We start from the raw sequence: 26131 nt of genomic DNA, 5'->3' as shown, positions 1-26131 counted from the left end.
TTCAAGTCAAGCACACGCGGCTTCGGTATGTCATGCATCAGGCTTTGGTGTCTCAACAAGAAAACTTTTGCTTGACGTCCCGACAAAAGTGGGTCACGGTGTGACGCATGGAATCTCGACGGCGAGATGTAGCAGGCGCCCCTCTCCTGCGAATGACGAACGTGGTCAAGCGTTTTCCCGGGGTCGTGGCCCTCGGTGGCGTCGACCTCGACGTGCAGTCCGGCGAGGTGCACTGCCTGCTCGGCCAGAACGGCGCGGGCAAGAGCACCCTCATCAAGGTGCTCGCCGGCGTCCACGAGCCCAACGAGGGCACCATCGAGTGGGCCGGCGACGCGGTCACCCTGCACCACCCGCAGGCCGCGATGGACCTCGGCGTCGCGACGATGTACCAGGAGCTCGACCTCGTCGAGGGCCTCACCGTCGCCGAGAACATCTTCCTCGGGCACGAGCCCACGCGCTTCGGGTTCTCCCAGCGCACCTCTGCCCGCCGCGAGGCGGCTCGGCTGCTCGCCCGCCTCGGACACCCCGAGATCTCGCCCGCCGCCGAGGTCGGCACGCTCTCGGCAGCGTCGTGCCAGATCGTCAGCATGGCCCGGGCCCTCTCACGCGACGCGCAGCTCATCATCATGGACGAGCCCTCCGCGGTGCTCGACGCCGGCGAGGTCGACCAGCTCTTCCGGGTCATCCGCGAGGTCACCGACCAGGGCATCGCCGTCGTCTACATCTCCCACCGTCTCGAGGAGATCCGTGAGATCGGCGACCGCGTCACGGTGCTCAAGGACGGCAAGACGGTCGCGACCGGCCTCGACGCCAAGTCCACGCCGACCCAGGAGCTCATCCGGCTCATGACGGGTCGCTCCATCGAGTACGTCTTCCCGGCCAAGCCCGAGGTCGTCGCCGACGCCGAGCCCGTCCTCCGCGTCGAGGGCCTCAGCCGGGCGGGCGAGTTCGGCTCCGTCAGCTTCGACGTCCGACCCGGTGAGGTCGTCGGGCTCGCGGGCCTCGTCGGCTCGGGGCGCAGCGAGGTCGTCGAGACGATCTTCGGCGCCCGCAAGGCCACGAGCGGCACGGTGACCGTCGACGGCACGGTGGTGCGCGGCGGGTCCGTCGCCGCAGCCGTCGCCGCCGGGATCGGCCTGTGCCCCGAGGAGCGCAAGAGCCAGGCGCTCGTCCTCGGCGCCTCGCTCGCCTCGAACATCACGCTCGCGACGCTGCCCCGCTTCTCACGAGGCGGCCTGCTCGACGGGTCAGCCGAGGTCGAGGCTGCCGAGGAGCTGGTCGAGTCGCTCGACGTCCGCCCCCGCGGCGTGCACCGCGAGTCGCGCACCCTCTCCGGCGGCAACCAGCAGAAGGTCGTCCTTGCCCGCTGGCTGCTCCGCGGCTGCAAGGTGCTGCTCCTCGACGAGCCCACCCGTGGCGTCGACGTCGGCGCCCGCTCCGAGATCTACGCCCTGATCCGTCGCCTCACCGACGAGGGCGTCGCCGTCGTCGTCGTCTCCAGCGAGATCCCCGAGGTCCTGGGGCTGTCCAACCGGGTGCTGGTCCTCGCCGACCGCACCGTCCGTCACGAGGGCCCGGCCGACGAGCTCGACGAGCACGCCGTCCTCGACATCATCCTGAAGGGAGACGCGGCATGAGCGCCGACGTCACGAAGGTCGACCAGGCAGGGGAGCCCGTCGCCGGCCGCACCGAGGGGGAGGCCACGGCCACCCCGAGCGGACCACCGGTCGGTGGTGCCGCGCCCCGCCGGGAAGGGGGCCTCGCCGGCTTCCTCAGCGGACCGGCCGGGCGCAACGCGGGCCTCGTGCTCGCCCTCCTGCTCCTCATCGTCGTCGGCATCATCACGGCGGGCGACCGCTTCGCCAGCCCCGAGAACGCCCTGACGATCCTGCGCCTCGGCTCGGTCATCGGTGTCGTCAGCGTCGGCATGACGTTCGTCATCTCCGGAGGCGGCATCGACCTCTCGGTCGGCGCCATCGTCGCCCTCTCGTCCGTCTGGGCCACGACGGTGGCGACGCAGACGATGGCCGCGAACTACCACTGGATCGTCCTGGTCTTCGCGGCGCTCGTCGTCGGTGCGGTCTGCGGTCTCGTCAACGGGGTGCTCATCGCGTACGGGCGGATGGCGCCGTTCATCGCCACCCTCGCGATGCTCGCGGCCGCCCGAGGGCTCGCCGAGATCATCGCCAAGCGCCGCACCCAGATCATCCGCGAGCGAGGCTTCATCGACTTCTTCGGCGGCAGCGTCCTCGGCATCCCCGTCCTCGTGATCATGTTCGCGATCGTCGCCGTCGTCGGCTGGGTCCTGCTCAACCGCACGACCTTCGGCCGACGCACGCTGGCCATCGGGGGCAACCCCGAAGCGGCTCGCCTCGCGGGCATCCGGGTGCAGCGCCAGACGATGTACCTCTACATCCTGCTCGGTGTCGCCTGCGGCATCGCGGCGGTGATGATCATGGCCCGCACGACGACCGGCACCTCGACGCACGGCACCCTCTACGAGCTCGACGCGATCGCGGCCGTCGTCATCGGAGGCACGCTCCTCAGCGGCGGTCGCGGCACGATCGTCGGCACCGTCCTCGGCGTCCTCATCTTCACGACGCTCACCAACGTCTTCACCCTCAACAACCTCGACACGTCGACGCAGGCGGTGGCCAAGGGGGCGATCATCGTCGCCGCCGTCCTGCTCCAGCAGCGGGTCTCCCGCACCAGGTCGGGCTAGCCGAACGGCCCGGTCGACAGCACCACCAGCACGGCAGAGCACCACTCACACCGCACCACCCTCTTCGCTCACATAGGAGTCAGCGTGTCCGCATCACTCTCCCGTTCGACCAAGCGCATCGCCGTCCTGGCGGTCGCCCTGAGCTCGGCACTCGTCGCCGCCGGGTGCACGAGCAACGACCCGGCCACGACTCCCGCGGCCTCGACCCAGCAGGCCAGCAACGCCGTGAGCGACAACGACGCCCCCGGCAAGAAGGTCGTCATCGGCTTCTCCGGACCGGCCGCCGACCACGGCTGGCTCGCCGCCGTCAACAACTCGGCCCTCGCCGAGGCGAAGAAGTACAGCGACATCGAGCTCAAGGCCGCCGAGGGCACCAACGACGCCAGCGCCCAGATCGCCCAGATCGAGACCTTCATCAACGACAAGGTCGACGCCATCGTGCTGCTCCCGACGGACGGCGCTGCGCTCACCGAGATCGCGACCAAGGCGATGCAGGCCGGCATCCCCGTCATCAACGTCGACCGTGAGTTCTCGAGCCCGTTCGCCGCCCGCGCGACGATCCTCGGTGACAACTACGGCATGGGCGTCTCGGCCGGCACCTACGCCTGCAAGATCGTCAAGGACAAGAACCTCACCAACCCGGTCATCGCCGAGATCGCCGGCATCGACGCCCTGCCCCTGACCCAGGACCGCAGCAAGGGCTTCGCCGACGCGCTCAAGGCGTGCAACCAGACCGTCGACAACCGGGTCGCGGCCGAGTTCACGGTCGAGTCCGGTGAGAAGCAGGCGTCCAACCTGCTCCAGGCCGCACCGAAGATCGACGTCCTCTGGAACCACGACGACGACCAGGGTGTCGGCGTCATGGCTGCCCTCGACCAGGCCAACCGCCACGAGATGGCCTTCATCGGCGGTGCCGGTTCGGCCAACGCGATGCGCTGGATCCAGGAGGGCAAGATGGAGGCCACGGTCATCTACCCGCCGACCCAGGCTGCTGACGGCATCAAGCTCGCGCGCCTCATCGCCCAGAACAAGGGTCTGAGCGACCTCGTCCAGGTCGAGGTGCCCAACCGCGTCGTCCTCAACGCGCCCGTCGTGACCAAGGAGAACGTCGAGCAGTACCTGCCTCTCGGCTTCGAGTCCTGACCGGTCGGTGCCCGCGCCGCCGCACCGGTGACGCGGGCACCGCACCGCACGCAGGACCGAACCGTCAGCGGTACCACCCCACATCGGATGTGAGGACGTCATGAGCACACCCACCAAGCCCACCCTCGGGGTCGGGATGATCGGCTACGCCTTCATGGGGCGGGCCCACTCCCAGGCCTGGCGCAACGCGCGCAGCTACTTCGACGTGCCGGCCGCGCCGGGTCTCGTCGCCGTGGCCGGGCGCAACGAGGCGGCTGCGCGCGACACGGCCGACCGCTTCGGCTGGGCCGGGGTCGAGACCGACTGGCGACGCCTGCTCGAGCGTGACGACATCGACATCATCGACATCTGCACGCCGGGCGACAGCCACGCCGAGATCGCGGTCGCCGCGCTCGAGGCCGGCAAGCACGTGCTCTGCGAGAAGCCCCTCGCCAACTCGGTCGGGGAGGCCGAGGCGATGGTCGTGGCGGCCGAGGCGGCCCGGTCGCGGGGGGTCCGCTCGATGGTGGGGTTCACCTACCGCCGGGTCCCGGCCATCGCGTACGCGCGTCGCCTCGTCGCGGAGGGACGCCTCGGTCGCATCCTCCACGTCCGAGGCGCCTACCTCCAGGACTGGCTCGTCGACCCCCAGTCGCCGCTCACCTGGCGGCTCCAGAAGGAGCGCGCCGGCTCCGGGGCGCTCGGCGACATCGGCGCGCACATCGTCGACCTCGCCCAGTTCGTGACGGGCGAGCACCTCACCGGTGTCAGCGCGCTCACCGAGACGTTCGTGCGCGAGCGGCCGGTCGCCGACCCGACGACGGTCGGCACCGGCGGGATCAGTGCCTCGGCCGCCCAGAACGGCTCGGCCACCACCGGTCCGGTGACCGTCGACGACGCCGCCGTCCTCGTCTCGCGGATGAGCGGCGGCGCCCTCGCCACGTTCGAGGCGACCCGCTTCGCCAACGGCCGCAAGAACGCGATCCGGCTGGAGATCAACGGGACCGAGGGCTCGCTCGCCTTCGACTTCGAGGACATGAACGTCCTGCACGTCTTCGACGGACGTGTCCCCAGCCGAGACGCCGGCTTCACCCGGGTGCTCGTCACCGAGTCCAGCCACCCCTACGTGGCGTCCTGGTGGCCACCCGGTCACGTGCTCGGCTACGAGCACGGCTTCACCCACCAGGCGGTCGACCTGCTGACCGCCATCGCCGAGGGCACCGACCCCCGGCCTTCCTTCTCCGACGGGCTCCAGGTGCAGCGGATCCTGTCGGCGGTCGAGACGAGCGTGGAGCGGGAGGGGTCCTGGACCCCGATCGACGGGGCCCACGCGACGTCACCGGCCATGTCCTGAACGCTGCGGTGGTGCACCCGACCTCGCCCAAAGACAAGGAGATCCGGCTCAACCGCACGTCTCGTCTCTGTCACCCCCTGAAGGAGCAAGCTCACATGCACGACAATGACGTCAACCCGCTCAAGCTCGTCAGCAAGCTCGGCCTCAACCGTCGCCAGTTCTTCGCAGCCACGACCGGCATGGCGGCCGCCGTCGCCGTGACCGGGGCCGCCGCGGCCCAGGCCGCCCCCGGCGCCAACGGGGTCCTGATCCCGGCGCCCCGCCGCGGCATCATCCTCTACACCGTGCGCGATGCCGTCAGCCGCAACCCGCTGACCTCGCCGTACGCCTCCGGCTTCAAGGAGGTGCTCACCGAGCTGTCCTCGATCGGCTACCGCCAGATCGAGTTCGCCGGCCTCACCCAGAACGCCAACTCGGAGGGTGGTGCCAACCTCAACACCGTCGAGGGTGCGACCCTGCTCCGCTCGTGGCTCGACGACCTCGGCCTCCAGGCCGAGGGCAACCACGGCTCCGTCCCGTCGACGATCACGGACGCCAACATCGCGGCGTTCGACACGGCCTGCGAGATCGCCAACATCCTCGGCATGGGCCACATCGGCACGGGCAGCGACCCGACGAGCAGCGCCTACGTCGCCGACTGGGAGGCCGCCGCAGCACGCTGGGACTTCTACGGCGAGCGGGCATCGCGCCACGGCCTCAAGCTCTACACGCACAACCACGACATCGCCTACAGCTTCCTGCTCGACAGCGGGCCGCTCGACGCGACCGGCCGGCCGACGCGCTCGTCCGGCATCCGTCGCCTCGAGCACTTCCTCGCGAACACCGACCCGAAGCACGTCTACCTCGAGATGGACATCTACTGGGCGCACGTCGCGCAGTACAAGCACAAGGCGTACACCGCTCCGGACGGATCGGTCGTCACGTCACTCTTCGACCCGGCCGCCGTCGTCGCCGCCCAGACGAACCGCTTCCCGCTCTTCCACGCCAAGGACGGCAAGATCGACACGACGCAGGCCAACGGCTACGTCATGGCCCCCTTCGGCCAGGGCGACATCGACTACTCGACGTTCCTGCGTCGCGTCGGTGCCAAGGGCTCGCACAACCCGATGTGGGAGATGGACACCGCACCGGGCAACGCCACGACGGCACCGAACCAGTCGATGGAGCTCTCGAAGGTCAGCTACGACAACATGGCCGCCCTTCGCGGCTGACGCCGTCCCGTACCCCACGGGGCCTGAAGCACGAAACGCCGACCCCCGGGGAGTGCAGTGCCGTTGCAGCGGCGCGCTCCCCGGGGACCGGCTTCGCCCGTCTCTGTCAAGAAGGACGTACCGATGAATGCTACTTCGCGATCCAGGGCGAGGAGGCTGGTTGCCACAACTGCGGCAGCCGTCCTCGCCTGCACGGCGCTCGGCGCCGTGGCCACCCTCCCCGCCCAGGCGCACGACGGGGTCGACCACGGCTCCGAGCCGGCGCTCGACTGGTCGAACTACGAGAAGATCACGCTCACCAAGGACACCGGTGAGCCGATCGACATGGCCGTGCTGCCGGACCGCCGCGTGCTGACGACCGCCCGCAACGGCGACGTCCGCCTGGTCGACCCCGACACCGGCGTCACCAAGGTGGTCAACACCCTCCCGGTCTACAACAACTCGGAGGACGGTCTCCAGACCGTCACCATCGACCCCGACTTCGACACGAACAAGTGGGTCTACCTCTACTACGCACCGCGCACCATGACGGCGCCGTACGTGACGACGACCCCGACCGGGTCGGCGCCGAACAGCCTGCCCGCGGGTGCGGACGCCTCCTACTGGGACCAGTGGAAGGGCTACAACCAGCTGAGCCGCTTCCGCTGGGACGACGCCGCCGACAAGCTCGACCTCGCGAGCGAGCAGGTCATCCTCAAGGTGGAGACCCAGCGCGGCCAGTGCTGCCACGTCGCCGGTGACGTCGACTTCGACGCCGACGGCAACCTCTACCTCTCGACCGGCGACAACACGCCGGCGAGCGCGCCGGGCGCCAACGGCTTCGCGCCGAACAACAACGCGCCGGGCTTCAACCCCGGCTTCGACTCACGTCGCGGCGCCGGCAACACGAACGACCTGCGCGGCAAGATCCTGCGCATCCACCCCGAGGCCGACGGGTCCTACACGATCCCGGCGGGCAACCTCTTTGCGCCCGGCACGGCCAAGACGCGGCCCGAGATCTTCGTCATGGGCGTGCGCAACCCGTTCCGGATGGACGTCGACCCGATCACGAACTCCGTCTCGTGGGGCGACTACGGTCCCGACGCCGGAGCCCCCGACGCGCAGCGCGGCCCGATGGGCTACGTCGAGTGGCAGACGACGGCCATCACCAAGCCGGTCAACGGCGGGTGGCCCTACTGCCACGGGCCCAACGCGAACTACAACGAGTGGAACTTCGCGACGGCGACGCCCGGTCCGTGGTTCGACTGCAGCGCCGGCGCCCTGAACAACTCGACGTGGAACACCGGTCTCGCCCAGGTGCCCCCGGCGACCGCGCCGACGCTCTACTACGGCGACAACAACACGCACCAGCCCTGGCCCGAGCTGACCGACTTCGACCCGCAGGGCGGCCAGGGCCCGATGGGCGGCCCGGTCTACCACTTCGACGCGACCAACCCGTCGACGACGAAGTTCCCGGCCTACTGGGACAAGAAGGCGTTCTTTGCCGAGTTCTCGCAGGACTACCTCGCGGTGTTCGACGTGCAGTGGCCCAACGGACCCGTCGACCACATCACGCACTTCCTGCCGAACCGGGACCTCGAGACGAACGGCCAGCCGATCACCGACAGCCCGATCGACATCGAGTTCGGTCCGGACGGGTCGCTCTACGTCCTCGACTACGGCGACGGCTTCTTCCGGGCCAACCCCGACGCCGGCCTCTACCGGATCGACTACTCGCCCGGCAACAAGGCGCCCCAGGCGAAGATCGCGGCGAACCCGATCAGCAGCAGCAGCGCGCCGCTGACGGTCCGGTTCGACGCGTCCGGCTCGGTCGACCCCGAGGGTGGGGCCCTGACCTACGAGTGGGACTTCGACGGCAACGGCACGTTCGACGCGACCGGCGCCACGGCGAGCTACACGTACACCCAGCTCGGGAAGTACACGGCACGACTGCGTGTCACCGACCCCGAGGGCCGTCGTGGGCTGACGAGCACGTCGATCAGCGTCGGCAACGTCGCCCCGACCGTCACCATCGCCACGCCGCCCAACGGTGCCTTCTTCGACTGGGGCCAGGCCGTGCCGTTCACCGTCACGACCGCCGACCCCGAGGACGGAACGGCGACGGTGTGCTCCCGCGTGACCTGGACCTTCGGGCTGGGCCACGACGCGCACGCCCACCCGCTGAGCCAGGGCACGGGCTGCCAGTTCGCGATCCCGACCCCCGCCGACGCGACCCAGCACGGCGAGACGGAGAACATCTTCGGCGTCGTCGTCATCACCTACACCGACAACGGCGCCAACGGCCTGCCCGGTGCGACCACCACCGAGCAGCTGATCCTCAACCCCAAGAAGCAGGAGGCCGAGTGGGCCGACGCGACCCAGGGCGTCGAGATCACGAACGACGACTCGGCGAGCGGCCTGCGCAAGGTCACCTCGTTCGACGCCGGTGACTGGCTGGCCTGGGACCCGGCGAACCTCGTCGGCGTCACCGGTGTGACGGCCCGCGCCTCCGGCAGCGGCACCCTGTCGCTCCGGTGGGACTCGCCGACGGCGGCTCCCTTCGGGACCATCGCGGTGAACGGCTCCGGCTGGACCGACGCGGCAGCGACGCTGTCGTCGAAGCCCACCGGCACCGGCAAGCTCTACGTCACCTCGTCGGGCGGGGTCGTCCTCGACTCCCTCACCTTCGTGGGCAACGGCGTCGCCGACGTCACGCCCCCGGTCGTCTCGGCGACGCTGAACCCGGCGACGCCGAACGGTGCGAACGGCTGGTACACGAGCAACGTCACCGTGACGGTCAACGCGACCGACAACGGCACCGTCGCCTCGCGCCAGCGCTCCACCGACGGCGGGGCCACGTGGGTCAACGCCAACACGGCGCTGACGATCTCGACCGAGGGCACGACGACCGTGCTCTACCGCGCCACCGACAACGGCGGCAACGTCTCACAGGTCGGCTCGGTGACGGTCAGGCTCGACAAGACCCAGCCCGCGGTCGCGGTGTCCGGGGTGACCGACGGCGCCACCGTCGGCAACTCCGGTGACGTGACGTGGACGGCGACGGACGCGACGAGTGGCATCGACACCGTGACCGCCACGGTCGACGGCACCCCGGTCGCGGCCGACAAGCCGCTCGCCCTGTGGACGCTCTCGCTGGGCAGCCACACCTTCGTCGTCACGGCGAAGGACAAGGCCGGTCTCGAGCGCAGCACGACGGTGACCTTCACGACCCGCACGTCGCTGCTGACGCTCACCGCCCTGACGGAGCGGCTGTCCCGCGAGGGACTCGTCACCCCGACGGGTGAGAAGGAGCTCGAGAAGCGTCTCCAGCAGGCCGAGAAGCACGTCGCCGGTGGTCGCACCGCGGCAGCGATCTCGCAGCTCGAGGGCTTCGTCGCGGCAGCGAAGTCCAGCTCCAACGTCCGCGACGCGGCGGCCTCGGCGGCCCTGCAGCGCGACGCCAACGCGGTCATCGCCTCGCTGCGCTGACCCATCCCGGTGGCCCGGCGGCGGGCACACGCCCCCGCCGCCGGGCCACCGGCCCCACCACGTAGAGGAGAACGACCATGACGGACGCACGAACCGGACTCTGGCTCGTCGGCGCACGCGGCTCGGTCGCCACGACCGTCGCCACCGGCCTCGCCCTCATCACCGCTGGCGGTGCCGGACCCGACGGGCTCGTCACCGAGCAACCCGACCTGGCCGGCGCCGGCCTCGTCCCGCTCGACAACCTCGTCGTCGGCGGCCACGACGTCGCCGACGTGCCGCTCGTCAAGCGCGCGGCGCAGCTCGCCGACGCCGGCGTCATCCCGCACACCGCTCTCGCGCTGGTGTCCGACGAGCTCGACCGCACCTGCAGCCGGATCCGCCACGGACACCGGGACGCCGAGGAGCGTCAGGCGGACGCCGTCGAGCGGCTGGCGGCCGACATCCGCGCGTTCGCGCAGGCCGAGTCGCTGGCACGCGTCGTCGTCGTCAACGTCAGCTCCACCGAGCCGGTCGTCAGCGACGACCCCGCGCACGCCTCGCTCGACGCGCTCGAGCAGGCCTGGGCCGCAGGGGAGTCCCCGCTCCCACCGAGCGCCGTCTACGCGGCGGCCGCGTTCACGGCGGGAGCCGCGTTCGTCGACTTCACCCCCTCGACGGGTGCGCGCCTGCCCGCGCTCGAGGAGCTCGCCCGGCGCCACGGCGTGCCGTGGGGCGGCAGCGACGGCAAGACGGGCGAGACGCTCGTCAAGTCGGTCCTCGCGCCGATGTTCGCCGCCCGCGCGCTCCGGGTCCGCTCCTGGGCCGGCACCAACCTCCTCGGCGGCGGTGACGGTGCCACGCTCGCCGACCCCGAGGCGATGGAGAGCAAGGCCCGCAGCAAGGCCCGCGGCCTCGAGGCGATGCTCGGCCACCCCGTCGACGGCCCGGTTCACATCGACAACATCGCCGACCTCGGCGACTGGAAGACGGCCTGGGACCACCTGACGTTCTCCGGCTTCCTCGGCACGCGGATGTCGATGCAGTTCACGTGGCAGGGCTGCGACTCGGCCCTCGCCGCGCCGCTCGTCATCGACCTCGCGCGCCTCGTCGACCTGGCCCTGCGTCGCGGCGAGGTGGGCCCGCTGCCGTCCCTCGGCTTCTTCTTCAAGGACCCCGTCGGCTCCGAGGAGCACCGCCTCTTCGAGCAGCAGCGGGTGCTGACCGCCTGGGCGACCGCGTCGTGACGACCCTGCGCGACCTCGTGGAGCTGGTGCGCGCACCGGCCGCCCTCACCGTGCCCGGCGACACCCTCGCGGGTGCGGCGAGCGCGGGCTGGCCGGCCGGCGCGCGCTCGGCGGCGCTGCCGGTCGCGTCGACGTGCCTCTACTGGGCGGGGATGGCGCTCAACGACTGGGCCGACCGGCGCACCGACGCGGTCGAGCGTCCGGAGCGACCCATCCCGTCCGGTCGCGTGCCGGCGCGGACGGCCCTCGCCGTCGCCACCGGGCTCACCGTCACCGGTGTCGCCGTCGCGGCGGCTGCCGGCGGGCGTCGTTCGGCCGCCACCGCCGCGGTCCTCGCCGCCGCGGTCTGGGCCTACGACCTCTCCCCGAAGCAGGGTCCGCTCAGCGTCGCGACGATGGCCTCGACCCGCGGGCTCGACGTCCTCCTCGGCGCCAGTGCCGGCGGCCTGTCCGGCCTGCGCGCCGCGGCCGTCCCGGCCACCCTCGTCGCCGTCCACACCGCCGGCGTCACGGCCCTGAGCCGCGGCGAGGTCCACGGCGGCTCGACCGGTCTCGCCCGTGCCTGCGTCGTCGCGACGGCGGCCGTCGCCACCGCCTCGGCGCTGCGCCAGGTCCCGGTCGCCGGACGCGGACGCGCCGGGGGAGCGCTGGGCGCCGCGGTCTCCGTCGCCCTCACGGGGGCGTATGCCGTGGGCGTCCTCCGCGCCCAGCTCGCCGCCGCGCGCACCCCCGACGCCGGCACGGTCCGCCGGGCCACGGGTGCCGGCATCCGTGGCCTCGTGCCGCTCCAGGGCGCGGCTCTCGCGGCGACCGGCCACCACGCGGCCGCCCTCGGCCTCGCCGCATCGGCGCCGGTCGGTGCGGCCGCGATGAGGCGGGTGTCGGCGACATGAGCCTCCGCTTCGGCTACGGCCTCAACGGCTTCACCGACCACCGGCTCGGCGATGCGCTCGCGCTCCTCGCCGACCTCGGCTACGACGGCGTCGCCCTGACCCTCGACCACGCCCACCTCGACCCCTTCGCGCCCGACCTGGCCGGCCGCGCGGCCCGGGCCGGGGCCCTGCTGGAGCGTCATGGGCTGGCGGTCGTCGTCGAGACCGGGGCCCGCTACGTGCTCGACCCGCGTCACAAGCACGAGCCCACCCTCGTGTCCCAGACCGGCCGCGACAGACGGGTCGACCTGCTGGAGAGAGCGATCCGCGTCGCCGCCGAGGTCGGCTCGCCCGTCGTGTCCTTCTGGAGCGGCATCGCCCCGCGTGGCACGAGCCGGGAGGAGCTCTGGGCCCGCGTCGAGTCCGGCGTCGCCGCCCTGCTGCCCGTCGCCGAGTCCCACGGTGTCGACCTGGCCCTCGAGCCGGAGCCGGGCATGTTCGTCGAGCGCATCGCCGACGTGCTCGAGCTGCGACGTCGCCTCGACTCACCCGACCGGCTGCGCCTGACGATCGACGTCGGTCACCTGCGCTGCTCCGAGGACGCCGAACCGGCAGCCTGCATCGTCGGTGCGGGTGACCTCGTCGCCAACGTCCAGATCGACGACATGCGGCACGGCGTCCACGAGCACCTGCCGTTCGGGGAGGGCGAGGTGGACGTCCCCCCGGTGCTCGCCGCGCTGGAGGCCATCGAGTTCGCCGGCCTCGTCGCCGTCGAGCTGCCCCGCCACTCGCACGCCGCCCCGTCGCTGGCCGCCTCGAGCCTCACGTTCCTCCGCGACGCCGCCCGACGACCCCAGGAGGTGGGCCGATGAGCCCGGTGACCACGCAGGACGCGATCGCCCAGGTGGCGTCCGACCCCGACGCCATCGACCGGTACTTCCCGGCCGCTGCACGCACCGCGGCCCGTGAGGGCCTCGACGGCGACGCGGCACGCGAGGCGCTGCTGCTCGCTGTGCCCGGCGCGGCGGCATACGTCGTCGACGTCGTGCGTCGGGTCTACGACCACGGCGACGCGGCCGAGCGGCGTGCGGTGCTGCTCGCTCTGCCCGCGCTCGACGCACCCGACCGCGCGAACGCCATCGGTGACGGCGCGCTCCCGATCGTCCGGGATGCGCTGCGCACCAACGACACCCGCCTCGTCGCAGCTGCGCTGGGTCCGTATGCCGCCGCGCACCTCGACGACGACGCCTGGCGTCAGGCGGTGCTCAAGGTCCTCTTCACCGGCATCCCCGTCGAGCAGGTCGCCGGCCTGGCCGACCGCGCCGACGACGAGCTGGCCCGGATGGTGCGCGACTACGCCGCCGAGCGCGAGGCCGCCGGGCGCGTCGTGCCGCCGGACGCCCGAACGGTCCTCGACCTGTCCCCTGCCCACCGAGCCGACTGAGGAGCAGCCGTGCGCATCTTCGACCCCCACATCCACATGACGTCGCGCACCACCGACGACTACCGGCGCATGCATGCCGCCGGCGTCCGGGCCGTCGTCGAGCCCTCCTTCTGGCTCGGCCAGCCGCGCACGAGCGTCGGCTCCTTCACCGACTACTTCGACGCGCTCCTCGGGTGGGAGCCGTTCCGCGCGTCGCAGTACGGCATCGCGCACCACGCGACGATCGGCCTCAACCCCAAGGAGGCCAACGACGCCCGCTGCCGCGAGGTGCTCGACGTCCTGCCGCGCTACCTCGCCAAGGACCGCGTCGTGGCCGTCGGCGAGCTCGGCTACGACTCGATGACTCCGGAGGAGGACGACGTCTTCGCCGCGCAGCTCGCGCTCGCCGCCGAGCACGAGCTGCCGGCCCTCGTGCACACGCCGCACCGCGACAAGCTCGCCGGGACGCGCCGCACGCTCGACGTCGTGCGCGAGTCGGCGCTCGAGCCGGGGGCCGTCCTCGTCGACCACCTCAACGAGATGACGGTCGGCGTCGTCGCCGAGTCCGGTTGCTGGATGGGCTTCTCCGTCTACCCGGACACGAAGATGGACGAGCACCGCATGGTCGAGATCCTCCGCCACCACGGCCTCGAGCGGATGATCGTCAACTCGGCCGCGGACTGGGGCAACAGCGACCCGCTCAAGACCCGTCGCGTCGGCGAGACGATGCTCGCCGCGGGCTACACGGCCGACGACGTCGACCGGGTGCTGTGGCGCAACCCCGTCGAGTTCTACGCCCAGAGCGGGCGGCTCGAGCTGCCCGAGACCGAGGCGCCGGAGACCGAGCTCGTCGGCGCCGGCGCGACGTTCATGGGCAACTCCGTGCTCCGCGGCGCGAGGGAGTGAGTCGTGCGCCTGCTCCACGCCGACGGCCAGACCGTCCACGTCGCCTACTGCACCAACGTCCACCCGGGTGAGGACCTCGACACGATCATCGGGCAGCTCGACCGCTTCGCCCTGCCCGTGCGTCACCACCTCGGCGCCGACCTCCTCGGCCTGGGTCTCTGGCTCAGCGCGCCGGTCGCCCGTGGCCTCGCCGACGACCCCCGGCAGGCCGACCGACTGCGCGCAGCCCTCGACGCGCGGGGTCTCGAGGTCGTCACCCTCAACGGCTTCCCCTACCGCGGCTTCCAGGACGAGGTCGTCAAGCACCGCGTCTACCACCCGGACTGGACCGAGCCGGCCCGCCTCGCCTACACGACCGACCTCACCGAGGTGCTCGCCCGCCTGCTGCCCGACGACGCCGCCCGGGGCAGCATCTCGACGCTTCCCCTCGGGTGGCGGCACCCGTGGTTCGGCGACCGGCAGGTCCTCGCCGCCGAGCAGCTCGACCGGCTGGCCGACCACCTCCACGCCCTGCGCGGCCGCACCGGCCGCGAGATCCGCGTCGGCCTCGAGCCCGAGCCGGGCTGCGTCATCGAGACGACGACCGAGCTCGTCGACCGGATGGCGGGGTGGGATCAGGAGGTGCTCGGGGTCTGCCTCGACCTCTGCCACCTCGCGGTCGGCTTCGAGGACGCGGCCGTCGCCGTGCCTCGGCTCGCCGCCGCCGGCCGTCGCGTCGTCAAGGCGCAGGTCTCCGCTGCGCTGCACGTCGAGCACCCCGGCGACGACGCCACCCGCAGCGCCCTCGCCGCCTTCGACGAGAACCGCTTCCTGCACCAGACCCGTTCGCCGGGCCAGCCGGGCGAGGGCCACCAGCTGCGGGCCCGGGACGACCTCGGCGACGCGCTCGGCGGCCCGCGCCCCCTCGACCCGTGCCCGGGTGGCACCGAGCGTCCGTGGCGGGTCCACTTCCACGTGCCGCTCGACCACGCCCCCGAGCCACCGCTCTCCGCGACGACCGGCGACCTGCGGCACTCGCTCGACGTCCTCGTCGGCGGTGACGCCGCCCTGACCGACCACCTCGAGGTGGAGACCTACACGTGGACCGTCGTGCCCGAGGCGGTGCGCCCGACCGACGACGCGGCCCTCGCCGTGAGCATCGCCGGCGAGCTCGCCTGGCTGCGCGACACCCTCATCGACCTCGGCCTCAAGGAGTCCGCATGACCACCCCGACCACGCAGCCCATGAAGGTCCTGCTCCTCGACGTCGTCGGCCTGACGCCGCGCGCCCTCGCGGACATGCCACGCCTCTCCCGGCTCGCCGCCTCCGGCTGGCAGTCGTCGCTCGGGACCGTGCTGCCCGCCGTCACGTGCTCGGTGCAGTCGACGATGCTCACCGGTCGCCCCGTCGCCGACCACGGGGCCGTCGGCAACGGCTGGTACTTCCGCGACCTCGGCGAGGTCTTCCTCTGGCGCCAGCACCACGCCCTCGTCGAGGGCGAGAAGGTCTGGGACGCCCTGCGCCGCGCGCACCCCGGCGCGCGGGTCGCCAACGTCTGCTGGTGGTACGCCATGGGCATGGACGTCGACTCGATCGTCACGCCGCGCCCGGTCTACCACGCCGACGGCCGCAAGTCGCCCGACTGCTACACGCGACCGGCGGCCCTCCACGACCGGCTCACCGACCGGCTCGGTGCCTTCCCGCTCTTCCACTACTGGGGCCCCACCGCGTCGATCGCCTCGTCCCGCTGGATCGTCGAGGCGACCCGCATCCTGCTGCCCGAGCACGACCTGACGCTCTCCTACGTGCCGCACCTCGACTACGACCTCCAGCGCTTCGGCCCGGAGTCGCCCGAGGCCCGCGCCGCGGCGCGCGAGCTCGACGCCACCCTGGCGCCGCTCCTCGACGACGCGGAGCGCCTCGGCGTCAGTGTCGTCGTCGTCAGCGAGTACGGCATCACCGCCGTCGACCAGCCCGTCGACGTCAACCGGGTGCTGCGCCGGGCCGGGCTGCTCGAGGTCCACACCCAGGCCGGCATGGAGTACCTCGACCCGTGGGCGTCGGCGGCCTTCGCCGTCGCCGACCACCAGGTCGCCCACGTCTACGTCAAGGACGCCGACCGGCTCGAGGAGGTGCGCGCGCTGCTCGAGGCGACCCCCGGCGTCGACCAGGTGCTCGACCGGGCCGCCCAGGCGGCATACGGCCTCGACCACGAGCGCAGCGGCGACCTCGTCCTCGTCGCCGAGCCACGCGCCTGGTTCACCTACTACTACTGGCTCGACGACGAGCGCGCACCCGACTTCGCGCGCGGCGTCGAGATCCACCGCAAGCCCGGCTACGACCCCGCCGAGCTCTTCTTCGACCCCGCCGACCGCTCCGCCAAGGCGCGCGCCGGGCTCGGCCTCGTGCGCAAGAAGCTCGGCCTGCGGTATGCCATGAAGGTCGTCCCGCTCGATCCGCGGTGGGTGCGCGGCAGCCACGGACGGCTGCCCGCGGACCTCGCGGACGGACCCGTCGTCCTCACCTCCGACGCGAGCCTGCGCCGTGAGACGGTGGCGGCAGCGGACGTCCACGACCTCGTCCTCGAGGCCGCCGGCGTCCCCGTCGCCGCAGCCACCCACCACTGACCCAGCACCTCACCGCAGCCCTCACAGCAGCCCTCACAGCAGCAGCAAGGAGATCCACGATGGCCCGACCGATCACGCTCTTCACCGGACAGTGGGCCGACCTGCCCTTCGAGGAGGTGTGCCGCCTCGCGGGGGAGTGGGGCTACGACGGTCTCGAGATCGCCTGCTGGGGCGACCACTTCGAGGTCGACCGGGCCCTCTCCGAGGACGGCTACATCGAGTCACGTCACGAGATCCTCGAGCGCCACGGCCTGAAGGTCTGGGCCATCTCGAACCACCTCGTCGGCCAGGCCGTCTGCGACGACCCCATCGACCAGCGGCACCAGGACATCCTGCCGTCGGCCGTCTGGGGCGACGGCGACCCCGAGGGCGTGCGGCAGCGCGCGGCCGAGCGGATGGCCGACACGGCCCGCGCCGCGGCACGGCTCGGCGTCGACACCGTCATCGGCTTCACGGGGTCGGCGATCTGGAAGTACGTCGCGATGTTCCCGCCCGTGGGTGACGACGTCATCCAGGCGGGCTATGCCGACTTCGCCCGCCGCTGGAACCCGATCCTCGACGTCTTCGACGAGGTGGGCGTGAGGTTCGCCCACGAGGTGCACCCGAGCGAGATCGCCTACGACTACTGGAGCACCGTCGCGACGCTCGAGGCGATCGGGCACCGCGAGGCGTTCGGCCTCAACTGGGACCCGAGCCACATGGTGTGGCAGGACCTCGACCCGGCCGGCTTCATCTGGGACTTCAAGGACCGGATCTACCACGTCGACTGCAAGGACACCCGCAAGCGGATCGGCAACGGCCGCAACGGTCGTCTCGGCTCGCACCTGCCGTGGGGCGACCCGCGCCGCGGCTGGGACTTCGTGTCGACGGGTCACGGCGACGTGCCGTGGGAGGACTGCTTCCGCACGCTCAACGCGATCGGCTACGACGGCCCGATCTCGATCGAGTGGGAGGACGCCGGCATGGACCGTCTCGTCGGTGCGCCCGGGGCACTCGAGTACGTCCGGGGCCTCAACTTCGAGCGCCCGGCCGCCTCCTTCGACGCGGCCTTCAGCAGCTCGAAGGACTGACGCCCGCGGCCCCGGCGGGTCTACCGTCGGGGCATGGGACTCGTCCAGATCGCCCAGCACGCCGACGACCTCGGCCGGGCCACCGCCTTCTACCGCGACCTGCTCGGGTCCGAGCCGCTCGCGACGTTCGACCCTCCGGGGCTCGTCTTCTTCGACGTCGGCGGCGTGCGACTGCTCCTCGACCAGGGCGCGCCGAGCGCCCTGCACTACCTGCGGGTCGACGACATCGACGCCACGGTCGAGCGTCTGCGAGCGGCCGGCGTCGAGGTGCGCGCCGAGCCGCACGTCATCTTCGGCCACGACGACGACACCCTGGGGCCGGCCGGCACCGACGAGTGGATGGCGTTCGTCGTCGACTCCGAGGGCAACCTCGTCGGACTCGTCGAGCAGCGACCGCGCGGCTGACCGACGCGTGACCGGGCGATCTGTCGATTCCGGGTGACCCCTTTCGTGTAGGTGGTGCAGGGTGCACACCGGGTGCACCACCGACCAGCCGGCAGCGCCGGCAGGAGGAGATCATCGTGAAGACCTACCTCATCAGCCTCTTCTCGCCCGACGGGCCGCCGCCGGAGGACCTCGACCTCACGACGGTCATGGCCGACCTCGAGGTCGTCAACGCCGACATCCGCGCGGCCGGGGGTTGGGTGTTCGCCGGCGGCCTCGCCGACCAGGCCAGCGCCACGACGATCCGCCGACCGCGCGACGGGGTGGCCGACGCCGTCCTCACCGACGGGCCGTTCGCCGAGGCGAAGGAGCACCTGGGCGGCCTGACGATCCTGCGCTCCGACGACTACGACGTCGTCCTCGGCTGGGCCGAGCGGATCGCCGGAGCCACGGGCCTGCCCGTCGAGGTCCGCCCGTTCCAGGGCGACGGCGACCCCGGCCAGGCGCCGACCGACCAGTGACGGCGCGCACGTCATGACGGTCTCGGGCGCGGACATCGCGCGGGTCTTCCGCGCCGAGCACGGCCGCGCGGTGTCCGTGCTCATCCGCGCACTCGGTGACATCGACCTCGCCGAGGACGCCGTCCAGGACGCATTCACCGTGGCCGTGGAGCGCTGGCCCCGCGACGGTATGCCGCCGAGTCCCGCCGGCTGGATCATCACGACCGCGCGGCGCCGGGCCATCGACCGGCTGCGCCGGGAGGCGACGCGGGAGGCCCGCCACACGGAGGCGCTCGCCCTGCACGCGCCGGACGACGGCTCTGGACTCCCGGAGGAGGGACCCGTGAGAGACGAACGACTGCGCCTGGTCTTCACCTGCTGCCACCCCGCCCTCTCGCGTGAGGCCCAGATCGCGCTGACGCTCAGGCTGCTGGGCGGCCTGACGACACCCGAGATCGCGCACGCCTTCCTCGTGCCGGAGTCGACGATGGCCCAGCGGATCGTCCGGGCCAAGAGCAAGATCCGCTCGGCCGGCATCCCCTACCGGGTGCCGCGCGACGAGGACCTGCCCGCCCGGCTCGCCTCGGTCCTCGCCGTGCTCTACCTCGTCTTCACCGAGGGTCACACGGCCACCGCCGGCGCCGACCTCGGCCGACCGGACCTCGCCGCCGAGGCGATCCGGCTGGCCCGGGTGCTCGTCGAGCTGATGCCGGACGAGCCGGAGGCCGCCGGCCTGCTGGCCCTCATGCTGCTGACCGAGGCCCGGCGCCCGGCGCGCACGGACGCCGCGGGCGAGCTCGTCGTCCTGGCGGAGCAGGACCGCTCCCTCTGGGACCGCGCGCTCGTCGACGAGGGCCAGGTGCTGGTGCACCGGTGCCTGCGGCGCGGCGCCCCCGGCCCGTACCAGCTCCAGGCCGCGATCAACGCCGTGCACACGGATGCCCGCACCGCGTCGGAGACCGACTGGTCCCAGGTCGTCGCGCTCTACGACCACCTGCTGCGCCTCGCGCCGACCGACGTCGTGCGGCTCAACCGGGCCGTCGCCGTCGCCGAGCTCGACGGTCCACAGGCCGCGCTCGCCCTCCTCGACCGTCTGGACCTCGACGGCTACGTCGCCCTCCACGTCGTGCGGGCCGAGCTGCTCGGTCGTCTCGCGCGGTGGCCGGAGTCGGCCGCCGAGTGGGACCGGGCCGCCGGGCTCAGCGACAACGGGCCCGAGTCGCGCCACCTGCTGGCCCGTGCCGCCAGAGCTGCCGGAGCTGCGGCGCGGACAGGTGACCGGCGGTAACCTGCGGTCATGACGACCCCGCCGTCCACCGCTCCGACCGACATCGCGTCCCCGTGGGGAGGGGTCGGCCGCACCATCGACCTCGACGGCCCCGTCCACTGGGTCGACTTCGGCGGCCCCGACGCGGATCCGGAGGTGCCCGAGGCGCCGCCGGTCGTCCTCGTCCACGGTCTGGGCGGTTCGCACCTCAACTGGGTCGGCATCGCCCCGGCGCTCGCCGCCCGTCGCCGGGTCGTCGCGATCGACCTGCCGGGCTTCGGGCTGAGCCCGGCCCTCGGTCGTGCGACGAGCGTCAACCACAACGCGGCCCTGCTCAGCCGCTTCGTCCACGAGGTGCTCGGCCGCCCCGTCGTCCTCGTCGGCAACTCGATGGGCGGCATGGTGAGCCTGCTGCTCGCCGACCGTCGCCCCGAGCAGGTCGTGGGTCTCGCGCTCGTCGACCCCGCGCTGCCCAACCCCGGTGCGCGGCCCGACCCCCAGGTCGCCGCCACCTTCGCGATGTACGCCGTGCCGCGCGTCGGCGAGCTCGTGCTCACCCGCTACAACAAGAGCGTCTCGGACCGGCAGCGCGTGCTCGGCACTGTGGCACTGTGCTTCGCCGACCCGTCACGTGCCGACGACGACGTCGTCGAGGCCGGGATCGAGCTCGCCGCCTGGCGCCGGTCGCTCCCGGACCCCGAGGGCGAGTTCCTCGGTGCCGCGCGGTCGCTGCTGCGCGTGCTCCGCGGGCGCCGCGAGTACGACCGGATCATGCGTGACCTCGACCGCCCGGTGCTGCTCATCCACGGCACCAGCGACCGCCTCGTGCCCGTCTCGGCCGCCCACCGCGCCGCGCGGCTCAATCCGGCCTGGCGCACGGCCTGGCTCGACGGGATGGGCCACACGCCTCAGCTCGAGGCGCCCGATGACGTGCTCGGGCACCTCGAGCCCTGGCTCGACTCCCTCGTCTGAAGGGACCCGCCGGCGTCAGGCGACGCCGTGGGTGACGCGTGAGGCCAGCTCGGTGCCCCACTCGCGGGCGCGGTCGAGCTCGCCCGCCTCGATGGGTCCGGGGGTGCCCTGGACCCAGAAGGTCTCGCCGCGCTCGGCGCGACCGAATCCGTGGTGCCGCAAGGACTTCGCCGCGGCGCTCGCGGCCGACCCCGGCAGCATCTTGACGTGCACGCGCGTGTCGAAGGTGACGACGGGGAGCTCGGGCCGCGGTGTCACGGACTCGATCCACTCGCGGACGCCCTCGTGTGCGGCGGTGCCGCCCTTCGTCGTCGCGTCCTCGCGCGTCTTCGGGCGGGTCATGCCGAGGGCGTGCGTGGGTCCGCCGACGAGCAGCAGGTCGACGTCGTCGGGGATGACGGTCGGGGCGTCGTCGACGTGGACGAGCCGGACGTCACCGTCCTCGACCGGTCTGCCACGGCGCAGCCCGTCGGCGATGGCCGAGGCGATCTCGCGGGTGTTGCCGAACATGGACTCGTGGACGATGAGGACGTTCATCATGGATCCCTTCCGCCATCCACGCTACGCGCGGCGTGCGTGGGCGCGTCCGAATCGTGACGCACGAGACGTGGCGCGACACAATGGGATTCGCGGCCTCCACCGGGTCGCCAGCCGACGACGAGGAGAGTCACCGTGGACGCCAAGGACTGGGACGAGCGGTATGCCGCCCACGACCTCGTGTGGTCAGCCGAGCCGAACCGCTTCGTCGCCGAGATCATCGGCCCGCTGACGCCGGGTCACGCGGTCGACCTCGCCGCGGGCGAGGGGCGCAACGCGATCTGGATGGTCGAGCAGGGCTGGGTGGTCACGGCGTCGGACTACTCGCCGGTGGCCGTGGAGCGGATGCGGTCGCTCGCGGCCGACCGTCTCGGCGACGACCTGGGCCGGCTGACCGCGGTCGTCGCCGACGCGACGCTGTCGACGCCCGGCGGCCCGGCCGCCTACGACCTCGCGTTGCTCTGCTACCTCCAGCTGCCGGCCGAGCAGTGGCGGCAGGCGCTGCGCTCGGCCGTCGAGGCGGTGCGCCCGGGCGGCCTGGTCGTCGTCGTCGGCCACGCCGGTCGCAACCTCGCCGAGGGCTGGGGCGGCCCGAGCGACCGCGCCGTGCTCTACGACCCCGAGGAGGTGCTCGACCGGGCCGAGGGGCTTCCGGTCGCGGCCCTGCAGTCGGGCATCCGGGAGCGTCCGGTCGCGACCGACGACGGTGAGCGCGTCGCGCTCGACACCGTGGTCGTGCTGCACCGCGAGGGCTGAGCGCCCTGCCCTAGCGCTTGCCGTACTTCTGGTGGACGGCCTGGCGGCTGACGCCGAGCTGCTCGGCGATCTCGGCCCAGGCCAGGCCCTGGTTGCGGGCGCGCCGGACCACGGCGGCCTCGGTGCGGTCGGCGGTGCGCCGCAGCTCGCGCGCCGCGGCGAGGGCGGCGCGCGGGTCGTCGTCACCGGTGGCCCGAGCCAGCTGGAGCATGTCGTCGACCTCCTTCGTCATCGCGGTCACCTCCCGTGCCGTGTCAACTTCTGTTGACAGCGTAGGTCGCGTGGCCGGGTCCGTCAACCAATGTTGACGGGGGGCCGCCTGCGCAGGAGTGGCCCGACCGGTGCGCGCCCAGCAGGATGGCGGCATGGCACTCGAGCTCTCGCACACGACCGTCAACGCCCTCGACGCGCACGCGCAGTCCGTGTGGTGGGCCGACCTCCTCGGCTACCACGAGGACCCCGCCGACCCCAATGAGCCGGGGCACGAGGAGTGCATGATCTTCTCGCCCGACGAGTCGCACCGGCTGCTCTTCATCGAGGTGGAGGACGCCAAGCAGGTGCGCAACCGCGTCCACCTCGACCTGCGCCCCACCGACCGACCGCGGGACGAGGAGGTCGAGCGCGTCACGGGGCTGGGGGCGGCCGTCGTGCAGGACTGTCGCACGGACGACGGTCGTGGCTGGGTCGTCATGGCCGACCCGGAGGGCAACGAGTTCTGCATCCTGCGCAGCGACGACGAGCGGCGCGCGGCCGGGGACCTCTGAGCATGACCGTCACCCGCTCGATCCTGCTCTTCGTGCTCGCCGCCTTCGCCGAGATCGGCGGGGCCTGGCTCATCTGGCAGGGGGTGCGGGAGCATCGGGGCTGGATCTGGGCCGGCGCGGGAGTCGTCGCTCTCGGCCTCTACGGCTTCGTCGCCACGCTCCAGCCCGACGCGAACTTCGGGCGCATCCTCGCCGCCTACGGTGGTGTCTTCGTCGTCGGCTCGCTCGTGTGGGGCATGGTCGCCGACGGCTTCCGACCCGACCGGTGGGACGTCGCCGGCGCCCTCGTGTGCCTCGTCGGCGTCGCACTCATCATGTACGCACCCCGTTCGGGCTGAGCGGTGCCTCTCGGACGCTCGTGACGGCATACGGCCGGGGGTATCATGGGGCGTTCCCGCAACGACCCCAGGAGGATGCCGTGGAGCTCGACCTCGACGAGATGCAGTCGGTCATCCGTCGCCTCAACCGCGCCCGCGGCCAGATCGGCGGCATCGTCAAGATGATCGAGGAGGGGCGCGACTGCAAGGACATCGTCACCCAGCTCGCCGCCGTCTCCAAGGCGCTCGACCGGGCCGGCTTCGCCGTCATCGCCACCGGCCTGCGCGAGTGCATCACCAACCCGGACGGCGAGACGATGGACGTCGCCCAGATGGAGAAGCTCTTCCTCTCCCTGGCCTGAGGTCAGTGGGCCAGCACCGGGTGGCGGAGGCCCGTGCCGGCGAGCCAGGTGCGGTAGCCGCCGTCGAGGTTGCGCACCTCGCGACCGGCGTGCGCGAGCACCCGGGCGGCGGTGTGGCCGCGCTGGCCGACCGCGCAGTGCACGACGACCGGGCCGGGCGGGATCTCGTCGAGGCGTCCGCGGAGCTCGTCGACCGGGATGAGGACCGCGCCCGGGATGGCCCCGGACTCGTGCTCCTCGTGGGTGCGCACGTCGACGAGGACCGCGCCGTCCGCCACGGCGTCCGCCAGCTCGTGCCACTGGACCGAGCGGCTGACGCCCGTGCGGAGGTTGTCGGCGACGTAGCCGAGCATGTTGACGGGGTCCTTGGCCGAGGCGAACGCAGGGGCGTAGGCCAGCTCGAGGTCGGCGAGGGCTGACGCCGTCAGACCGCCGGTCATGGCGGTCGCGATGACGTCGATGCGCTTGTCGACGCCCTCGCGGCCGACGCCCTGCGCGCCGAGGATCGCGTCGGTGTCGCGGTCGACGAGGAGCTTGAGGCTCATCCCCTCGGCGCCGGGGTAGTACGTCGCGTGCGACGCCGGGTGCGTGTGGACGACGCGGTGCGGGCGCCCGGCGGCGACGAGGCGCTTCTCGCTCCAGCCGGTCGTCGCGACCTGCAGGCCGAAGACGCCGACGATCGCGGTGCCGAGCACGGGCCGGTCGTGGGCCGGGAGGCCGGCCATGACGTCGGCAGCCATGCGGCCCTGTCGGTTCGCAGTGTTGGCGAGCGGCACGAGGACCTGCTCCCCGTCGAGGGCGTCGCGCTTCTCGACGGCATCACCGACGGCGAGGATCCGCGGGTCGCTCGTGCGGAACCTGCTGTCGACGAGGATGCCGCCGAGGCGGCCCGTCTCGAGTCCGGCGTCGTCGGCCAGGCGCGTGTCGGGCCGGACGCCGACGGCCGAGACGACGAGGTCGGCGGGGACGTGCTCGCCGGTCGCGAGCGTCACCGTGTCGGGTCCGACGGCCGTGACGGATGCACCGAGCCGCAGGACCACGCCGGAGGCGCGGAGGTGGTCGTGGACGGGGGCGACCATCTCGGGGTCGAGTGGCGTCATGACCTGGTCGGCGGCTTCGACGACCGTGACGGCGATGCCGCGGCGGGTGAGGTTCTCGGCGAGCTCCAGCCCGATGAATCCGCCGCCGATGATCGCGGCGGTGCGGGCCGGAGTGCTGGCCGCGACGAGGGCGTCGGTGTCCTCGATGTCGCGCAGCGAGAGGGCGCGCTCGATGCCCGGGATCGGCGGCCGGACCGGCCGTGCGCCGGGGGAGAGGAGCACGTGGTCGTAGGGCAGCTCGGACACGGTGTCGGTGGCGAGCTCGCGCACGACGACGACCCGGCGCTCGCGGTCGATCTGCACGGCCTCGGTGCCGACGCGTACGTCGAGCCCGAAGCGGCGCCCGAGGGACGCCGGCGTCTGGAGCAGCAGGGACCCGCGGTCCTCGATGACGCCGCCGACGTGGTACGGCAGGCCGCAGTTGGCGAAGGACACGTGCCCGCTGCGCTCGACGACGGTGATGTGGGCGTCCTCGTCGAGCCGGCGCAGGCGCGTGGCGGCACTCATGCCGCCCGCGACGCCGCCGATGATGATGTGTTCCATGCCCCTGATAATACCCCAGGGGGTATCCGATCTCGAATCGTGGCCTGCTGGACTCTGGACGAACCGGGCACTGCGGCGCGACCATGGAGGGCACGGAGGTCGCGCCATGAACGTCCAGCCGAATGCCGCCATCCCGCCCCTCGCCCCGGCGGGCCAGCTCGATGCGCAGGGTTTCGATCGTGGTCGGGTCGAGACCGCCGCCGACCTCGCCGTCCATCTCGAACGAGTGCGGCGACACCGGTCCGAGCTGCGTGACTCCGTCGCCGCCGTCGACCTCGCGCTCGAGGCGCCGATCGCCCGCGGCGGGATGTGGCGCGAGCGGGTGCGGGCGGCCCTCGCCGAGCTGGCGCACGACTTCGACGACCACGTCGCGCTGACCGAGAGCCCGGGCGGCATCTACGACCGGGCCCGGCGCAGCGCGCCGCGGCTCTCGGTCCGCGTCGAGCGGCTGCTCGAGGAGCACCGCGACCTGCGCGAGGCCCTGCACGGCTACCTCGCGGTGCTCGAGCACGGCGGCACGATGGCCGACCTGCCCGTCTTCCGGGAGGAGCTGACGGTCCTCGTCGGCCGGCTCGTGCGCCACCGCCAGAAGGGCGGCGACCTCGTCTACGAGGCCTACGACGTCGACCTCGGTGGTTCGGGCTAGGGCTGT

Annotated in this window: 26 protein-coding genes; 23 read left to right on the top strand and 3 right to left on the bottom strand. The window is 72.4% G+C overall.

The genetic code is table 11. The features are described from left to right. Positions 1-152 precede the first annotated feature (152 nt). From ASH01_RS17670 to ASH01_RS17585, 18 genes are all read left to right on the top strand, one after another. On the top strand, positions 153-1637 hold the full coding sequence (locus tag ASH01_RS17670) for a sugar ABC transporter ATP-binding protein (protein WP_056778993.1): 1485 nt from the start codon (positions 153-155) through the stop codon (positions 1635-1637). Then, positions 1634-2722: an ABC transporter permease gene (locus tag ASH01_RS17665; protein WP_056778990.1), complete on the top strand. Its 1089-nt coding sequence runs from the start codon at positions 1634-1636 to the stop codon at positions 2720-2722. Before ASH01_RS17670 ends, ASH01_RS17665 begins: the two co-directional genes overlap by 4 nt. A gap of 84 nt (positions 2723-2806) precedes the next feature. After that, positions 2807-3865, top strand: a complete 1059-nt coding sequence (locus tag ASH01_RS17660) for a substrate-binding domain-containing protein (RefSeq protein ID WP_056778988.1) — start codon at positions 2807-2809, stop codon at positions 3863-3865. A gap of 100 nt (positions 3866-3965) precedes the next feature. Continuing rightward, a complete protein-coding gene (locus ASH01_RS17655) occupies positions 3966-5198 on the top strand; it encodes a Gfo/Idh/MocA family protein (RefSeq protein WP_056778985.1) in 1233 nt (410 codons plus the stop codon). A gap of 95 nt (positions 5199-5293) precedes the next feature. Further along, the gene (locus ASH01_RS17650) at positions 5294-6409 is read left to right on the top strand and encodes a sugar phosphate isomerase/epimerase family protein (RefSeq protein WP_056778981.1); all 1116 of its coding nucleotides are present in this window, start codon (positions 5294-5296) and stop codon (positions 6407-6409) included. A 207-nt stretch (positions 6410-6616) separates the two neighbouring features. Continuing rightward, entirely contained in the window at positions 6617-9877 is a 3261-nt protein-coding gene (locus tag ASH01_RS17645; RefSeq protein WP_082619955.1) for a PQQ-dependent sugar dehydrogenase, read from the top strand. A gap of 77 nt (positions 9878-9954) precedes the next feature. Further along, entirely contained in the window at positions 9955-11100 is a 1146-nt protein-coding gene (locus tag ASH01_RS17640) for an inositol-3-phosphate synthase (RefSeq protein ID WP_056778975.1), read from the top strand. Further along, complete coding sequence (locus tag ASH01_RS17635) at positions 11097-11993, top strand: SCO3242 family prenyltransferase (protein ID WP_056778973.1); 897 nt, start codon at positions 11097-11099, stop codon at positions 11991-11993. Before ASH01_RS17640 ends, ASH01_RS17635 begins: the two co-directional genes overlap by 4 nt. Then, the gene (locus ASH01_RS17630; protein ID WP_056778969.1) at positions 11990-12844 is read left to right on the top strand and encodes a sugar phosphate isomerase/epimerase family protein; all 855 of its coding nucleotides are present in this window, start codon (positions 11990-11992) and stop codon (positions 12842-12844) included. The genes ASH01_RS17635 and ASH01_RS17630 overlap by 4 nt, the downstream gene beginning before the upstream one ends. Further along, positions 12841-13416 carry an EboA domain-containing protein gene (locus tag ASH01_RS17625; protein WP_056778967.1) on the top strand — a complete coding sequence of 192 codons (576 nt, stop codon included), beginning with the start codon at positions 12841-12843 and terminating at the stop codon, positions 13414-13416. Before ASH01_RS17630 ends, ASH01_RS17625 begins: the two co-directional genes overlap by 4 nt. 9 nt (positions 13417-13425) lie before the next feature. Then, a complete protein-coding gene (locus ASH01_RS17620; protein ID WP_056778964.1) occupies positions 13426-14301 on the top strand; it encodes a TatD family hydrolase in 876 nt (291 codons plus the stop codon). 3 nt (positions 14302-14304) lie between these two features. Then, positions 14305-15504, top strand: a complete 1200-nt coding sequence (gene eboE, locus ASH01_RS17615) for a metabolite traffic protein EboE (protein ID WP_056778961.1) — start codon at positions 14305-14307, stop codon at positions 15502-15504. Next, complete coding sequence (locus ASH01_RS17610; RefSeq protein ID WP_200961818.1) at positions 15501-16907, top strand: nucleotide pyrophosphatase/phosphodiesterase family protein; 1407 nt, start codon at positions 15501-15503, stop codon at positions 16905-16907. The genes eboE and ASH01_RS17610 overlap by 4 nt, the downstream gene beginning before the upstream one ends. 59 nt (positions 16908-16966) lie before the next feature. Continuing rightward, positions 16967-17977, top strand: a complete 1011-nt coding sequence (locus tag ASH01_RS17605; protein WP_056778958.1) for a sugar phosphate isomerase/epimerase family protein — start codon at positions 16967-16969, stop codon at positions 17975-17977. 33 nt (positions 17978-18010) lie between these two features. Continuing rightward, on the top strand, positions 18011-18382 hold the full coding sequence (locus ASH01_RS17600; RefSeq protein WP_056778953.1) for a VOC family protein: 372 nt from the start codon (positions 18011-18013) through the stop codon (positions 18380-18382). Between the two features lie 116 nt (positions 18383-18498). Next, a complete protein-coding gene (locus ASH01_RS17595; RefSeq protein WP_056778950.1) occupies positions 18499-18882 on the top strand; it encodes a YciI family protein in 384 nt (127 codons plus the stop codon). A 13-nt stretch (positions 18883-18895) separates the two neighbouring features. Continuing rightward, on the top strand, positions 18896-20149 hold the full coding sequence (locus ASH01_RS17590; protein WP_056778948.1) for an RNA polymerase sigma factor: 1254 nt from the start codon (positions 18896-18898) through the stop codon (positions 20147-20149). 9 nt (positions 20150-20158) lie between these two features. Further along, positions 20159-21100 carry an alpha/beta fold hydrolase gene (locus ASH01_RS17585; protein WP_056778945.1) on the top strand — a complete coding sequence of 314 codons (942 nt, stop codon included), beginning with the start codon at positions 20159-20161 and terminating at the stop codon, positions 21098-21100. A 15-nt stretch (positions 21101-21115) separates the two neighbouring features. On the opposite strand, the gene ASH01_RS17580 is transcribed toward ASH01_RS17585, so the two are convergent. Beyond that, entirely contained in the window at positions 21116-21637 is a 522-nt protein-coding gene (locus ASH01_RS17580; protein ID WP_235508798.1) for a flavodoxin/nitric oxide synthase, read from the bottom strand. Positions 21638-21772: 135 nt separating this feature from the next. Between ASH01_RS17580 and ASH01_RS17575 the strand changes: the two genes are divergently transcribed. Continuing rightward, positions 21773-22393 carry a class I SAM-dependent methyltransferase gene (locus ASH01_RS17575; RefSeq protein WP_056778939.1) on the top strand — a complete coding sequence of 207 codons (621 nt, stop codon included), beginning with the start codon at positions 21773-21775 and terminating at the stop codon, positions 22391-22393. A 10-nt stretch (positions 22394-22403) separates the two neighbouring features. Here ASH01_RS17575 and ASH01_RS17570 read toward each other — a convergent pair whose 3' ends face one another. Then, a complete protein-coding gene (locus ASH01_RS17570; RefSeq protein ID WP_056779684.1) occupies positions 22404-22625 on the bottom strand; it encodes a hypothetical protein in 222 nt (73 codons plus the stop codon). A gap of 133 nt (positions 22626-22758) precedes the next feature. On the opposite strand from ASH01_RS17570, the gene ASH01_RS17565 reads away from it, so the two are divergent. From ASH01_RS17565 to ASH01_RS17555, 3 genes are all read left to right on the top strand, one after another. Next, entirely contained in the window at positions 22759-23157 is a 399-nt protein-coding gene (locus ASH01_RS17565; RefSeq protein ID WP_056778935.1) for a VOC family protein, read from the top strand. Positions 23158-23159: 2 nt separating this feature from the next. Continuing rightward, positions 23160-23495, top strand: coding sequence for a YnfA family protein (locus ASH01_RS17560; protein ID WP_056778930.1), 336 nt, complete (start codon positions 23160-23162; stop codon positions 23493-23495). Positions 23496-23575: 80 nt separating this feature from the next. Beyond that, positions 23576-23836, top strand: a complete 261-nt coding sequence (locus tag ASH01_RS17555) for a metal-sensitive transcriptional regulator (protein ID WP_020141925.1) — start codon at positions 23576-23578, stop codon at positions 23834-23836. A gap of 2 nt (positions 23837-23838) precedes the next feature. Here ASH01_RS17555 and ASH01_RS17550 read toward each other — a convergent pair whose 3' ends face one another. Next, positions 23839-25479 carry an FAD-dependent oxidoreductase gene (locus ASH01_RS17550; protein WP_056778927.1) on the bottom strand — a complete coding sequence of 547 codons (1641 nt, stop codon included), beginning with the start codon at positions 25477-25479 and terminating at the stop codon, positions 23839-23841. Positions 25480-25585: 106 nt separating this feature from the next. Between ASH01_RS17550 and ASH01_RS17545 the strand changes: the two genes are divergently transcribed. After that, positions 25586-26125: a hemerythrin domain-containing protein gene (locus ASH01_RS17545; RefSeq protein ID WP_056778926.1), complete on the top strand. Its 540-nt coding sequence runs from the start codon at positions 25586-25588 to the stop codon at positions 26123-26125. Positions 26126-26131: the final 6 nt, after the last annotated feature.

It is taken from the genome of Terrabacter sp. Soil811 (assembly GCF_001429655.1).
GTDB lineage: Bacteria > Actinomycetota > Actinomycetes > Actinomycetales > Dermatophilaceae > Terrabacter.
The sequence above is the reverse complement of the archived record's forward strand: the minus strand, read 5'-3'. Positions and strand labels throughout refer to the sequence as shown.

What these genes read in the sequence shown, in the direction of transcription:
- ASH01_RS17670 (WP_056778993.1), top strand. Translation starts at nt 153, where the DNA reads ATGACGAACGTGGTCAAGCGTTTTCCCGGGGTCGTGGCCCTCGGTGGC.
- ASH01_RS17665 (WP_056778990.1), top strand. Translation starts at nt 1,634, where the DNA reads ATGAGCGCCGACGTCACGAAGGTCGACCAGGCAGGGGAGCCCGTCGCC.
- ASH01_RS17655 (WP_056778985.1), top strand. Translation starts at nt 3,966, where the DNA reads ATGAGCACACCCACCAAGCCCACCCTCGGGGTCGGGATGATCGGCTAC.
- ASH01_RS17650 (WP_056778981.1), top strand. Translation starts at nt 5,294, where the DNA reads ATGCACGACAATGACGTCAACCCGCTCAAGCTCGTCAGCAAGCTCGGC.
- ASH01_RS17640 (WP_056778975.1), top strand. Translation starts at nt 9,955, where the DNA reads ATGACGGACGCACGAACCGGACTCTGGCTCGTCGGCGCACGCGGCTCG.
- ASH01_RS17630 (WP_056778969.1), top strand. Translation starts at nt 11,990, where the DNA reads ATGAGCCTCCGCTTCGGCTACGGCCTCAACGGCTTCACCGACCACCGG.
- ASH01_RS17625 (WP_056778967.1), top strand. Translation starts at nt 12,841, where the DNA reads ATGAGCCCGGTGACCACGCAGGACGCGATCGCCCAGGTGGCGTCCGAC.
- ASH01_RS17610 (WP_200961818.1), top strand. Translation starts at nt 15,501, where the DNA reads ATGACCACCCCGACCACGCAGCCCATGAAGGTCCTGCTCCTCGACGTC.
- ASH01_RS17605 (WP_056778958.1), top strand. Translation starts at nt 16,967, where the DNA reads ATGGCCCGACCGATCACGCTCTTCACCGGACAGTGGGCCGACCTGCCC.
- ASH01_RS17600 (WP_056778953.1), top strand. Translation starts at nt 18,011, where the DNA reads ATGGGACTCGTCCAGATCGCCCAGCACGCCGACGACCTCGGCCGGGCC.
- ASH01_RS17590 (WP_056778948.1), top strand. Translation starts at nt 18,896, where the DNA reads ATGACGGTCTCGGGCGCGGACATCGCGCGGGTCTTCCGCGCCGAGCAC.
- ASH01_RS17585 (WP_056778945.1), top strand. Translation starts at nt 20,159, where the DNA reads ATGACGACCCCGCCGTCCACCGCTCCGACCGACATCGCGTCCCCGTGG.
- ASH01_RS17580 (WP_235508798.1), bottom strand. Translation starts at nt 21,637, where the DNA reads ATGAACGTCCTCATCGTCCACGAGTCCATGTTCGGCAACACCCGCGAG.
- ASH01_RS17570 (WP_056779684.1), bottom strand. Translation starts at nt 22,625, where the DNA reads ATGACGAAGGAGGTCGACGACATGCTCCAGCTGGCTCGGGCCACCGGT.
- ASH01_RS17565 (WP_056778935.1), top strand. Translation starts at nt 22,759, where the DNA reads ATGGCACTCGAGCTCTCGCACACGACCGTCAACGCCCTCGACGCGCAC.
- ASH01_RS17560 (WP_056778930.1), top strand. Translation starts at nt 23,160, where the DNA reads ATGACCGTCACCCGCTCGATCCTGCTCTTCGTGCTCGCCGCCTTCGCC.
- ASH01_RS17550 (WP_056778927.1), bottom strand. Translation starts at nt 25,479, where the DNA reads ATGGAACACATCATCATCGGCGGCGTCGCGGGCGGCATGAGTGCCGCC.
- ASH01_RS17545 (WP_056778926.1), top strand. Translation starts at nt 25,586, where the DNA reads ATGAACGTCCAGCCGAATGCCGCCATCCCGCCCCTCGCCCCGGCGGGC.